This is a genomic window from Sphingobacterium puteale (genome assembly GCF_003627955.1).
Classification (GTDB): domain Bacteria; phylum Bacteroidota; class Bacteroidia; order Sphingobacteriales; family Sphingobacteriaceae; genus Sphingobacterium; species Sphingobacterium puteale.
Genome location: NZ_RBWS01000015.1, coordinates 115,935 through 130,268 on the forward strand (window position 1 = coordinate 115,935; position 14,334 = coordinate 130,268).

Annotated in this window: 8 protein-coding genes; 4 read left to right on the plus strand and 4 right to left on the minus strand. The window is 41.1% G+C overall.

Annotated elements, in window-relative coordinates; translation table 11 throughout:
- Positions 1–70 precede the first annotated feature (70 nt).
- The 4 genes from D7322_RS19220 (at position 71) to D7322_RS19235 (ending at position 5,852) form a co-directional block, all read left to right on the plus strand.
- The gene (locus tag D7322_RS19220) at positions 71–1,510 is read left to right on the plus strand and encodes a SusD/RagB family nutrient-binding outer membrane lipoprotein (RefSeq protein WP_121125861.1); all 1,440 of its coding nucleotides are present in this window, start codon (positions 71–73) and stop codon (positions 1,508–1,510) included.
- A 97-nt stretch (positions 1,511–1,607) separates the two neighbouring features.
- Entirely contained in the window at positions 1,608–2,033 is a 426-nt protein-coding gene (locus D7322_RS19225) for a tetratricopeptide repeat protein (protein ID WP_121125862.1), read from the plus strand.
- 324 nt (positions 2,034–2,357) lie between these two features.
- The gene (locus D7322_RS19230; protein WP_121125863.1) at positions 2,358–4,688 is read left to right on the plus strand and encodes a TonB-dependent receptor; all 2,331 of its coding nucleotides are present in this window, start codon (positions 2,358–2,360) and stop codon (positions 4,686–4,688) included.
- The gene (locus tag D7322_RS19235) at positions 4,689–5,852 is read left to right on the plus strand and encodes a PepSY-associated TM helix domain-containing protein (protein WP_220700121.1); all 1,164 of its coding nucleotides are present in this window, start codon (positions 4,689–4,691) and stop codon (positions 5,850–5,852) included.
- 354 nt (positions 5,853–6,206) lie between these two features.
- On the opposite strand, the gene D7322_RS19240 is transcribed toward D7322_RS19235, so the two are convergent.
- From D7322_RS19240 to D7322_RS19255, 4 genes are all read right to left on the minus strand, one after another.
- The gene (locus tag D7322_RS19240) at positions 6,207–6,932 is read right to left on the minus strand and encodes a LytR/AlgR family response regulator transcription factor (protein ID WP_121125864.1); all 726 of its coding nucleotides are present in this window, start codon (positions 6,930–6,932) and stop codon (positions 6,207–6,209) included.
- Between the two features lie 76 nt (positions 6,933–7,008).
- Positions 7,009–8,328, minus strand: coding sequence for a RagB/SusD family nutrient uptake outer membrane protein (locus D7322_RS19245; RefSeq protein WP_121125865.1), 1,320 nt, complete (start codon positions 8,326–8,328; stop codon positions 7,009–7,011).
- Positions 8,329–8,348: 20 nt separating this feature from the next.
- The gene (locus tag D7322_RS19250; RefSeq protein WP_121125866.1) at positions 8,349–11,687 is read right to left on the minus strand and encodes a SusC/RagA family TonB-linked outer membrane protein; all 3,339 of its coding nucleotides are present in this window, start codon (positions 11,685–11,687) and stop codon (positions 8,349–8,351) included.
- Positions 11,688–11,721: 34 nt separating this feature from the next.
- Entirely contained in the window at positions 11,722–14,325 is a 2,604-nt protein-coding gene (locus D7322_RS19255; RefSeq protein WP_121125867.1) for a zinc-dependent metalloprotease, read from the minus strand.
- Positions 14,326–14,334: the final 9 nt, after the last annotated feature.

Sequence of the window (14,334 nt, forward strand, 5' to 3'; positions counted from 1 at the left end):
TATCATCTACGCTTAAGTCAGCGTAAATGATGCGGCAATAAGCAATTGATGAACAAATAATTATTTAAGAATGAAAATAAATATCACACATATATCCAGCCTCTTTCTTTTATTAGGTTTAACGGCCTCATGTAAAGATGAATTGGCCAAAATAAATAAAAATCAGAATGAAGCGGAAACACCACAGCCAGCTTATCTCCTAACGAGCACAATTAAAACAACGACAGACAGTTATTGGGGAGTAAGTAATAATCTCGCTTCGAGTCTACTGTTTGTACAGCACTGGGCGAGGGTTCAATATACTGATCCTGACCGTTATATTTTCACAAACAATGACTTTAACGAAGGATGGTCCACTTGGTATTCAAAGAGTATCAGCCAATTGAAGTTGATTCAAAAGCTGGTTGCAAACCCTGAAAACAACAACTACAAAGGTGTATCTCTTGTATTACAATCGTGGATCTTTTCATTACTAACGGATGCCTATGGCGATATTCCCTATACGGAAACGGGAGATATCAACAACTTTCTGACCCCTCGTTACGAAACACAGGAGTCCGTATATAGAGGTATTTTGAATGATCTCAAAAATGCACAAAGTTTATTGAAAGCTGATGGTGAAGCTATTCAAGGGGATATTATTTATGGTGGAAATATCATAAACTGGAAACAGTTTGCAAATTCCCTAAGATTGCGATTTGCACTGCGCATAGCGGATCGCCTGCCGGATCTCGCCAAAACGACATTGCAAGAAGTGGCTGCAGAAGGAAGTGGATACATTAAGTCGAACGATGAGATCGCTCAATTGATATATCAAGATGCCCCTAATCGGAATCCTGTAAGCAGTTCTTTTGAAGCAAGGGAAGACTACAGGGTGAGTAAAACAATGGTTGATAAACTTGTTACTCTCAGGGATCCGCGCTTAGAGATTTACGCCGATACTACATTAAAAAAAACCTCAGAAAAATATATCGGACTTCCGAATGGATTAACATCTAGTGAAGCAAGTAGCATTGGCTTTGACCTCACATCAAGACCCGGTATCTATTTCCGTCAGCCTAAAGCCCCAGCGGTGATCTTAAGTTATTCAGAAGTACTCTTTGGGCTCTCCGAAGCAGTAAGTAGAGGCTTTATTACAGGTGACGCAGCAGATCTTTATCAAAAAGCCATCCGTGCTTCTTTGGAGCAATATAAAATCAGTAATACTTTGATCGATGCCTATCTCCGTCAACCGTCAGTACGTTTCGATCCCAATAACTATAAAAAGTCAATCGGTGAACAAAAATGGATTGCTTTATATGGACAAGGTTTGGAAGCTTTTGCCGAATGGCGTAGATTGGATTATCCACAGCTTACTCCAGCCAAAGCGGGTGCTTTAGGCGGAAAGATCCCGACACGTTTCTTATATCCTGGAACGGAGCAATCTTTAAATGGAGCGAATTATCAGGAAGCCATTAAACATCAGGGCAGCAACAGCTTACTGACCAAGCTATGGTTTGATAAGGAATAAATTCAGCTAATTGGAAATAAAAAAGTGGAGGAATAATTTCTCCACTTTTTTATTAATAGAATGCTTAACTTCGTATTGAGTAAAAAAAGTAAATGCCATGGATGATCAAATATTAGATAAAATCGACCAACTGAGTGAAGAGGGTAATGCCTATTGTGATGAAGAGAACTTTCGCGAAGCAATTAGGGTATGGACTGAAGCGCTCAATTTAATCCCTAGCCCACAAAATGTCCACGCTGAAAGTCTTTGGCTGGAAGCCTCCATCGGGGATGCTTATTTCTTGGAGGATGATTTCGAAAATGCACTTACCCACTTTGAAAACGCCAAAGGCAATATCATCGAAAATGCCTATGAAAATCCTTTTATCATGCTACGGTTAGGACAGTGTTACCTGGAAACAGCGAATACCGAATCTGCACAAGAATACCTTCTTCGCGCCTATATGATGGAAGGAAAGGAAATTTTTGAAGAAGAATCTCCGGACTATTTTAACTTTTTGGCTGACAATGTGGAGTTAGATTAATCAATTGCATCTGCCATCTCAAAAGTAAATCAGATTCAAGAATAGGTGCTCCCTCGACAAATATGGTCCAATATTTTTGCTGTGGTTCATCCTTTCTCGTCAGCTTGTCATAGTATAGAAGCTGACGAAATCATCCCCTCTTTCATATTCACAGCGGCCAAGAAAGGATCTCTAAATTGAATTCCGATTTATCGTCGGAGATTGTGTGAATGAAATAACCAGTATAAATAGAATAATAAGCGAAAAAATAGCAGTTTTTTTAGATGAAGAAAAATTAAATATTCTATATTTGCATCAATTTATATTTGATCTAAATAAACTACCATGAAGAATAGAACACGATATATGATGTTCGCAGCAGGGAGCCTTGTCCTTCTCGGGACTCAGTTACATGCACAAGAGTTATCTCTCCTCGTTAAAAATACAGAAAATCAACCAGTGGCTCAAGCTAATATCAAACTCAATGGAAAAAACATTGGTTACTCAAATCAGCAGGGGCAATTTTACCTTTCTAAAGTACCGACAAATTCCCCGCTAAAATTTCGTGTTTCCTATACCGGTTTCTCGCCCCTTGAAAAGATGGTGCGCTTAGATACGGTCAGTGGTCCTATCCTATTTCAGTTAAATGCAACACAGACTTTAGACGAGATTATCGTTACCGCTGGTCGTAAAGCCGAAAGTATCTCTACAGTTCCCTCCTCAGTATCCATTTTAACAACAAAAGAGATCGAGGCACAGAGCCAGATCAGCACCAATCTTTCCACAATACTTGGCAATACAATTCCAGGGCTAGGAACAGCGACCAATAAAGCAACCAATTCGGGTCAGACCTTACGTGGACGGTCAGTACTGGTTTTAATAGACGGCATTCCCCAATCCACACCATTAATGAACGGCCAACGTGATCTACGCACCATTGATCCTAGCGTTATTGAGCGTGTGGAAGTTATAAAAGGAGCAACCTCCATCTATGGCAATGGTTCAGCTGGTGGGATCATCAATTATATCACGCGCAATCTGGCAAAAGATTCAGCTCCTATCCAAGGAATTACTACTCTAAGGACAACCTTCAATCCCATAAACAGTGCCGGAACGTTGGGTTATCGTGTCGCTCAAACATTCTATGGGCGAAAAAACAGATGGGATTACACCGTTAGCGGATCAGCGGATTACGTAGGTCTTCAACGCGATGGCGATGGAACAGCGCTCGGTCAAACCGACGGTCTTTCCAATACCTATCAATACAACGCATTCCTCAAACTCGGCTACACCATCGATAGCAGTTCCAATCTGTCCGCAGTATATAATTTTTATCGAAGCAACCAGCACAACAGATACATCAGCCAAACAGGTGTCTATGGACAGTCCCCTACCATCGGAGTAAAAGGAGATGACCCTGGCAAACCTGCCGGTACGCCATACAATCACAATGCAATGCTGACGTATACCAAAAATAATCTTTTTGCCTCCACCTCTCTCGTTGCATCGGCCTATTACAACACCTTTCGGTCCATGAATCGTTATGTCGAAAAAGCATCGGCCTGGTATGGTCCCGGCCAGACACAGATCAACTCCGAGAAAAAAGGGCTACGGATCAATCTTAACACCCCATTTCAAGTATTTGGCTCTAACGCAGATGTCACTTACGGACTTGATCTCCTGAATGATGTTACGGATCAAAATCTGACCGATGGCAGGGTTTATATTCCTTATATGGATATGCTCAATGTTGCTCCCTATGCCCAGGTAAAAATTGATTTCCTCGAAAATCTAATTTTCAAAGGTGGGGTTCGATATGAAAATGCAACAGTCAAGATCAAAGATTTTAACACCATTGCTACCGGACCGAATAATGAAGGCAGTATTGCTGTTAAAGGTGGTGAAATACCGTATAAAGGAGCCACGTTCAATGCCGGCCTTCGCTATAATAAATATGCATTCTTTAATCCCTTTATAAGCTTTTCACAGGGTTTTGCCATCAATGAACTTGGCCGAATTGTCCGCAGGGCAACCGACAACGATCTAGATAGTCTAAAAACAGATCCCATCATTACCAATAACTATGAAATCGGGTTTTCCAGCAACTACAGTATTTTCCAATTATCTGCTTCCTACTATTATAGTACTTCAAAAATGGGCGTGGAACTTGTAGACATTGGCGGTTATCTGATGCCACAACGACTTCCCGAGGATGTCTATGGATATGAAGTAGCCCTTAGTGCAACCATCAGCCCGCAACTGACTGTGGGTGGAACTTATGCTTATGTGGAGGGAAAATCGAAAAAAGAAGACGGTACGAAATCCTACCTCAATGGTTCGCGTATTTCTCCGATCAAGGCAACTGGATATATCTATTATACACCGATCAAGCCATTAACCTTCCAAATGTTCTGGGTGCATACCGGGGCTCGTGACAGATTCCTGCCTAACGACAAAGGTGTATATAAAAACAGCGAGGGGCCGGTTAAACCAGTAGATCTTTTTAACTTAAATGGTAATTATCAGATCAATAAACAATGGTCATTGGGACTAGGCGTTGAAAATCTTTTCAATAAGAATTACTACCCAGTTGTAAGTCAATACCGTGCGCTAAATGAGGAATATGTAAGAGGTCAGGGAATGATGGCTTCCTTTAACATCAATTACAAATTTTAGATGATTAAGTCGAGCATACTTTGGCTGCATAAATGGCTCGGGATTATCACAGGGATTGTCGTGTGTATTTTGAGCCTAACGGGATGTATATATACCTTTCAGGATGAGATCAAACTATGGGTTTATCCTGAAAAGTATTATATTGCACACGCAGATAATGCTACCGCTCCCTTACCGCTAAGTACCTTATTGAGCAATGCCCAAAGCAGTCTTGAAAATAATCAGAAAATCACACGGGTGGATCTCTATCCTGCCAAAGATCGGACCTGGATATTCCGCGCCATAAAAACAGACGAAGAAGCTTTTGGGCATTGGAATTACTTTCGGTATTATAAACGGGTATTTATCAATCCTTATACCGGAGAGGTTCAACAGGTTGAAAACACAAAAACAGAGTTCTTTCAGCTCGTTTTGCAACTTCACCTCAACTTGTTATTGGGCAAAAAATATGGCCATGCCTTAGTAAGTTGGTCTACAGCACTATTTATTATCATTCTATTAAGCGGGATCATATTGTGGTGGCCGAAAAAATGGAAAGGAAAAAATTTCCGCAGAAGCTTTTGGGTTGACACAAAGGTTAAATGGAAGCGCCTAAATCACGATCTGCACAATGTGATTGGTTTTTATAGTCTCTTTATTGCGCTGGCTTTTGCTATTACAGGATTGGCATTTGCATTTCCAGGATTCAAAAAGACTTATATCGATACATTCAATCTTTTTCAAAAGGAAGCGACATCTACGAAGCTACCTGTCCCGACACCGATTCCTTTGGCTTACGAAAAATTTCAGGACAATGCACTGCACTATAGCCTCAAAAATTATCCGCAGGCCGAAATGCTTTCCATCCGACTGAAAAAAGAGACCGAACCAGAAATAGATATCCAGATCAGAAGATATGAAAAACGAAGTGGCGTCTTTGACTGGCTTTATTTTGATAAAAAACGAGCTGCTCTAAAACAAATCAAATCCGGTGAGAATTTACGGCTGGGCGATAAGCTCGGAACACTCAATTATGATATTCACACCGGTAGCATTGGTGGCCTAACGACAAAGATCATTACGTTTACTATAAGCCTTTTTTGTGCTTCCTTGCCAATAACTGGTTATATTATCTGGCTGAACAAAAGCAAGAAGGCGAAAAAGAAGAAAAGGTTATCAACATAATGTTAATAAACACTGTTAATAACTAGCTATTTTGTTTTAAACAGGTTACTAACAGAGTTATCAACACAATGTGGAAAAAGTACATTAACAATGTTGCCATTGAGGAGCAAATAAATTATCCTGTCCAAAATCCTCAGAAATAAGATAGCACAGGAACTACACTATTCATAAAACATTCCAAGTATAGATATCAAAAAGCCGGTACACTCCCATATCGGCTTTTATTTAAACAAAATATAGATATTCTGATTAGAAAGTGCTACCACTACAACAGGAAAATAATATTTCAAAAATCAAATAGTTAACACAAGTAATCACGGTAAAAAAAACTAATAATAAGCAAGATAACAATTGTTATTGATCCAGCCAGCGCTGAAAATTCGGCGATCGTTCTTCACTAACAATAACCTCAATCCCCTTTGGAGTTGGGGGAATTAATTCCAATTTAATTCTATTCCGACTTATTTTTAACATAGAATGAATGGAATCAATACGAATAAGAAATTTCCGATTAATCTGAAAAAAGACGAATGGATCTACCTGCGTCACCAAGTGAACAAGGCTATCTTCAATGATATAAGCCACCCCCGACTCCCTCTCCACCGCATACAATTCTTTATCTTCCGCCATAAAGTAAGCAATATCAGCTATCGACAAGGACTTTAAGAAGTTACCGTACTTTACAAGGAAGCGTTGTTTGAAACGAACCTCTGCTTTGGGTAACAGCGGCTCAATACGTTTCATGGTCTGCGTGAGTTCTTCTGCATCGAAAGGTTTTAACAGATAGGCACAACCTTGATTTTGAAAAGCCTCCAATGCATATTGTTCATAGGCTGTTGTAAAAATAAGCGGCACATCAATAGATACCTGCTTAAATATTTCAAAACTCAGTCCATCCATCAGGTGGACATCCATAAAGATCAGGTCAAAATGATGCTTATTGATAGTCTTCACCGCTTCCTGAATCTCCTTTGCATTGGTAAAGGTCAATGCGCCATCCCCATAAAGGTCTGTCAACATCTCCTTTAAGCCTGCAAAAGCCCAGTCTTCGTCTTCGACAATCAATATATTCCATCCCATGGGTTGAATGTAATAAAAAATCCATTTTCTAAGAAAGAAAATGGATTAATATATAAAGGATTAAAAAAAATTGACCTTATTTTAATAGATCTGGATTATTATTGATCGCTTCCTGTGGATAACGGATCACATAGCGCGGATCGTTTTGCTGCAAGGTCACCGTTCTACCAAAACTCGCATGTGTTATTGCAGGCCTTGTTGTGCGTTTTAAATCATACCAACGCAGACCTTCAAGAGCCAATTCACGTTTACGTTCAAGTAATACCGCATCCAGCAATTGTTCTTTGGACAAATTTGCGTCAGCTTTGACTTGCTGTGTATAAGCATCAGCCGTAAATCTTTTTTTCTTTAACGCGGACAGATATTTTAAGGCTTCTGCTGTATTTCCTAAACGCACATCACATTCGGCAATTGTCAAATAAAGATCTGCATTTCTGAAGCTCACGTTAAAACGGTTTTCTCCACCTTTAAGGGAAACATAGTCACCCCCTCTTTTTTGGAAGTAACGTCCCTTTCTCAAATCACCATCTGAGTAGGACGACAATAAAGAAGGCGAAATAAATGAACTCGAACGTACTTCCGAGATAGATACTTTCTCCAGCGCCATAATGATTTCGGCAGACTCAAAATCATTAGGTAATAAACTTCCCGTAACATTGAGATCTACTAGCTTGTCGTTTATTTTCAAAGCTTGCTTTGCCGCTTCTATTGCTTCCTGCCATTCCCCGCGATATAAATGAAGACGTGATGCCATTGCATATGCACCACGTTTACTAAAGCGGTAATTCACACCTTTCGCCTGATCCTCTACTGTAAGCAATGCCGTCCCCTTTTCCATATCTGATAACACCTGCGCATAGGAATCACCAATGGTTGCAGGTACAAAACGTTGTTCCAGGTCGATTTTGGTCGATAACGGAACTCCACGCAAACCTGCATTGCTTGTTGAATAGACTTCACTGTAGCAATTCAATAACTCAAAATGCGCATAGGCACGCATCAGGTAAGCCTCACCTTTGATCTGATCGACGTTAGCGTTACCCGTCAATTTTTCGTCAATCGTACTGATGATCTGGTTACTGTAGAAAATACTCTTATAGAAGGCCAGATACGGATAAGCAGTGGTTGCCGGATCGGGATTTTGATCGTTCCAGAGATAAATATCTTTGGTCCGGGCAGCATCTGTAGAGCTTTCATCCAAAAGCAGTTCGTCGGTACGTAAAGACAGATACGATTTATGTGCCGGAAAACTCGTGTAGCCACTTGTCATCAAGCCTCTAAAATCACTTTCTGAGGTAGGAATGACAGTCCCCACCGGTTGTATATCTAAGTATTTATTGCAGGAAGTCAATACACTCGCTGTCATGATCATTCCAAAATAAACTATCTTCTTCATTTTATAATCAATTAAAAGAATTAAAAACTTGCCGAAAGACCAAAAGCAAAAGATTTGCTGATCGGTTGCGCATAATAATTACCATAGGTTTCTGGGTCAAAATATCCCTCATAATTCGCCCCAAAAACAAATAGATTACGCCCCTCTACATTCACACGCAAATTGTTTGCTCCGATCTTTTTGCTTAAGCCTGCAGGCAAGGTATATCCAAGACGAATACTATTGATACGGACATAACTCATTTTCTTCGCCCAGATATCGTACTGTTTAAATGAATTGATCGGATCATTACTTTCCATCCAGCCATACGCCATCCAACGGTCATTTAGTTCCGAACTGATACTTCCCAATGCCGGCAACGCTTTATTTCCTTGCAAAGCCATCAACAGATCTTTGGTATAATTCTGTCCACGATCTACGAGCGCCGGATTGTAGGTTGGCGCACGGTTTACCCAACGCTCTAAATTGAATACAGCTGAAATCGCCAGATCAAAATTAGCATAGCGAAAACGGTTGGTCATACCACCAGTAAACTTAGGGTCTTTACTGCCCTTATATTTAAATTTCGAGCGATAGACTGCCGCGGTCATATCCGTCTGCGACATATATCCCGGTAAGAACTCCGCCCATGGATCGTATAGCCCATAGAATTCTTCGAAACTCGAAACAGAGCCATCCTGATTTCTGAATTGCATCACACCGTCTTTATCCAATCCAGCTGTTTCCAGTACATATAGTCCATTGATGGGACGCCCCTCTTGTGTCTCTGGTGCATAAGCTTTGGGATTATTCATGACCTTCAATAATTTATTATTATTGTGGGCAATGTTAAAATCCGTTGACCAGGAGAATTTTTCGGTCTGAATCTGACGGCTCGTTATGGTCAATTCCACCCCCTGATTTCTTGCCGAAGCCCAGTTTACCTGGACATCCTGGAAACCATTTTCCATAGGTAAGGCACTATTTGCAATCAGGTCTTTACTTGTTCTATTGTAATAATCAACTGTAATATTCAGCCTATTTTTCCAAAGCCCCAAATCAATTCCAGCGTTATAAGATTGTGTGCGTTCCCAACGTAATTTGTCATTGGCAGGCATACCTACCACTACTGTTCCTTCTGGATAGCCAGGTAGTATGGTTGAATTGTCATAGTTTCCAACAATAAACGGATAGGTATTGCGATCCACATTTCCCTGAATACCATACGAAGCACGGACACGGAGATCAGATAAGGCTGTTTTACCCTTGATAAATTCTTCTTCCAGCACATTCCATGATCCGGACAATGACCAGATCGGCAGAAAACGATATTGCGGATCTACCCCAAACATATTGGAACCATCATAACGAATGCTACCATAGACATTATATTTGCGGTCAAAGGTATAAGTCGCATTTCCATAAAAAGAGGCATATGAATTCTCTATAAACCCTTTTTTATAGGGATTAAATCGTTTATCATCCTGATAGTTGCTATTCGGAAAAACAATATTCTGTGTAGTCAAAGTTGATGGATTATACCCAAAACCTTTGGATGAAACCATTGTATTCTTACTCCGTCTCAGTTCTGTTCCGCCCATGAGTTCCAGCTCATGTTTTTCATTCCAGGTTTTGTTGTATTTTAAGTAAGTTTTCCAGTTGTATTGAAAAATGCTATTATGGTTATTTTCAATTTTACCGCCCGTAGGTAAAAAATATTTAAACGTTTTACTTACGGAATCGTAATACCTTGTTGCAGCACGCAATTTACGGGTGTTGTAACTTTCCTGATCGGCAAATCGCTCCATACTATTTTCATCAAACTGCAAGCCAAATTCGGTACGTAAAGACAATTGCGGTATAATGGTATATTCCAGGTAACCAATCGCTTTCAACGCCTTATTTGTCAATGCATATTTGGTATTTTCCCGCTCCTCTATGGCATTGAAAGAAATGTAGGTATCTTTTTCATAGCCTTCGATATCCGGATCGTAATTATACTTCCCAGATTGATCGCGCACAGTCAAATAGGGGTTAACCAAACGCATATAATTACTCGGATTGGTAAATGCATCGTCATCCTGGATCGGGTTTCGTCTGTTTGAAACCGACCCTAGTAAATTAATTCCTGCTTTAAACCGATCGTTGATATTGAAATCATTGTTTAATGTCAATGAATAACGGCGTAGATCTGCTCCTTTAGTTGCTCCTTTTTCATCATAAAAGCCGCTGGACAGATAATAACGATGCGCGTCGTTACCACCTGATATTGAGGCCGAATATTGTTGATTGAGTGCCTGACGATAAAGTTCTTTTCCCCAGTCTGTCTGCTGAAGGCGCAATTGATTAATGGATTGCTGTACCTCTGGCGAAAGAGCAGCTAAACCGCCTGAACGGTAGGCTTCCAGTGCATTCGCTTTATCCAGGATACGCATAACTGCCCCCTTGCCTGTGCGATAATTTAAATCAGTACGATTAGCCATCAATAGCTCAAAATCCACTTTTTCGTTGGCGTTCATCAAGTTGAGTTTGCCAAAGTCGGGACGTTCGGTAACAAAGGTATTTGCTGAGACCTGTAATTTCGCCGGACCTGACTTACCTCTTTTTGTCGTGATCACAATAACGCCGTTAGCTGCACGCGCACCATAAATCGAAGTTGCTGCCGCATCTTTTAATACCGTGATATCTGCAATATCATCGGGATTGATTCCTGCGATCGGAAGATTATTCAGACTATTCAGGTTATCCTTATCAATCCGATTCGGCAATTCTGTCCCTTCTATAGGTAATCCATCAATAACCCACAACGGATCCTGCGTACCATTGAGTGATACTGTACCGCGGATACGGATCTGTGGCGCACTATTTGGACCACCATTAAAATTGCTCAATTGTAAACCTGCTACCTGACCAGCAAGCATTTCATCAATAGATGCAACACCTGTCTGCTTGATATCAGCTACATTGATTTTATTATATGCTGTTGTATTTTTACGTTTTTTGATATCGGTATATCCTGTTACAATGACTTCATCCAGTGATTCACCACTCGGTTGTAGCAAAATCGTTCTGTGATCCTGAAATACCGGAACCTGAATACGTTGGTATCCCACATAACTGATGGTGACGTATTTTAAGTTTCCCGGAACTTTTAAGCGAAATTCGCCCGAAGCGTCAGTCAATGATCCCAATGCAGATTGCTGTACCTGATTGGGTACGCCAATGTCCTCCGCTACTGCCGAACTTTCGACAACAACCGTCGCCCCCACGACGGGCTTTAATGTGACCGCATCCAGTACCTTTCCTTTCAGCTCCTTGGATTCCTGTGCCTGTGCCATTTGCACACACATAAAGGTCAGCGGTATTAAAAACTTATTCATTTTGGTAGATGTTGATATAATAGATGTTAATATATTAGTTCAATTCCAGGGTATTTGCAATACGCAATTGCAGATCCATATAATGTGCCTTTGTTGTGGCATCTCCTGTCCGGTGTTTCTGTTTCAACAATTGGTAGATCTCATACAGTTCAGCACGTTTATAGGTCAGCATATCCGATGTACGGATCATTCCTGTGACATGTACATTACGTAAACCCGTTTGTGCAGAAGCTGCATGATGCGGATGCAAGCACAGATTAGGTTGAGTTCCCTCAATCAATTGTTCGACACCAGCTAATTTCTTGGCATTTAATTTCTCCATGGACTTATTCGTAGAGACCATCAGTACATCCACGTAATTCTGCTGCAACATGCGTGTTTTAAGATCCAATGCCTGTTCACTGACCGTTTTTGCGAAGATCTCCTTGCGTACCGATGCTAAAAATGCTGGTGCACTCCATGCCTTCTTGTCGCCAAAGAGGTTTCCCATTTCAACCATGCGCAGTAGACGCTCATCGTTGACCAATTTATAGAGCATAGCATACTGAAATTCGCGCTGAAGATTATAAGGTGCATATTCAAACGGTCCCATAGGTGAATCTCTTAAAGGGAAAGTTTTCGCCATCAGTTCCGGAACAAATAGCCACTCCGGCATATAGAACACATTTTTCTTTAAATATTCCAGTGCAGCTACCTGCTTCTCCTTAGGGACTGGGCTATACGCATTCTTTTGGTCGCCCAAAACAGCATTTTCAAGATAAATACCACCAATATTATTGAGCACATGGTCAGCGTAAGCATACCATTGACCAACGACGCCCATATATAATTTACCGGCACGATAATAGTCGTCCCCCGTATTTGTGGTCCAGTTGATGATATTCGGCATCATTCGACGCAAATTTTTCATCCCATATTCACCAGCTTTCATTGCATCATCACCAAGATCTTCGGATTGTGCGCGTGGATCGACAATATTCTTGGAATCCTGTTGTTCACCATAATGATATATCGGGTCATGCACATGAGCATCAATTTCTTTCCGCAACAACGGTATTTCATCCCAAGGTTGTGCTTTGCCGTACCAGCGGTAAGCCCATCCGATAGCATACTTATCATAGGCTCCGATCACTGGTGTAATCTGTTCAACACCGTCTTCAGGTTGCGCGACATAGTTGAAGCGCGCATAATCCATAATCGATGGTGCCGTACCGCCCATTTTTGCCGTAAAGCTTTTGCTACGGAGTGAATCCACAGGAAAACTGGCCGACGACCCCATATTGTGCATCAGTCCCAAGGTATGTCCGATCTCATGGGAAGAAACAAAACGGATGGCATGGGCCATTTTTTCATCCGAGAACACGTTCGACCGCACGGAGGTATCCACGATACCTGTTTGTATGCGCATCCAGCTATTTAGGATCGTCATCACGTTATGCCACCAGATCACATCCGCTTCTAAAATTTCGCCTGAACGGGGATCCACCACAGATGGCCCCATCGCATTGGCCTGCGCTGACGCAGCGTATACAATAGAAGATACATTTGCATCATCCGGATCAAATTTGACACTATCCGGTTGTTGTTTGGCCAAAATCGCATTTTTAAAACCGGCTGCCTCAAATGCTTCCTGCCAGTCGTGAACACCGTCGATGATGGCTTGTCGCCATTGTTTTGGTGTGGCCGGATCCAGGTAAAAAACAATAGGTTTCTTTGGTTCTACCAATTCACCTTTCAGGTAACGGGCTTTGTCCTCATCTTTCGGCTCAAGCCGCCAGCGGTTCACCAGATTTTTTTTATCCAGTTCCTGTTGTTTATCGTTAAAATACCAACGCGGCGAGGTAAAAAAGCCAATACGCGGATCCGCAAAACGTGCTACCATCGGCGTTTCAGGCAGTTCATAAAGGTTACTTGTTACCTCTAATGAAACTGGTACCGATTCATTTCCCTCTGTTACCTTTGTCGACAGGACCGATTTCACAACAATATTATTGGAGTACGATTTAATTTCTTCGATGGTCGATATACTGGTTTTAGGAGAAGTACCTAAACCCAAAGAGGTGAAAACATCCGTAAAGCTCTTCTCTGATCCATCAAACACTTTATTGACTTTGATCACCACGGCACTGGAGTCTTTTGAATAACTCTCCACCTTGAAGGATTCAATGTAAGAGGGACGATAATTATCATAGACCGATGCAGCAATCGCATCCCCTTTAGGCACTTCCACCTGAGGTTTAATCTCCGAAACCCATACCTCTTTTTTCTCTTTGCGCAGGGTAAACCGAATAACCTTATTTTCATAGTTCATTCCCTTATTTACACCAGCTTCATTCAGTGCTAAGGGAACGGAAGACAATTTTTGGATCAGGAGAATGTCCTGTCCCATTTTTTTCAATGGAATTTCAAAGTAATAATTATTTTCCTTTCGGATCACAGCAAACATGCCGCTATCCACGCGTGCATCTTTAAACAGTTTGTCATAGGCAATCGTCGTATCTTTCTTGGCGGTAGAATCTTTCGCAGAGGTAACAGTCTCTTTTTTTCGTAAACCTACAGTTTGCAATACAGAACAAGATTGCATGAGGCCTGCCGAAAATAAGAGGCTTAGGGCTAGCTTGGTATAAGTGTTGTTCATTTAGAATAA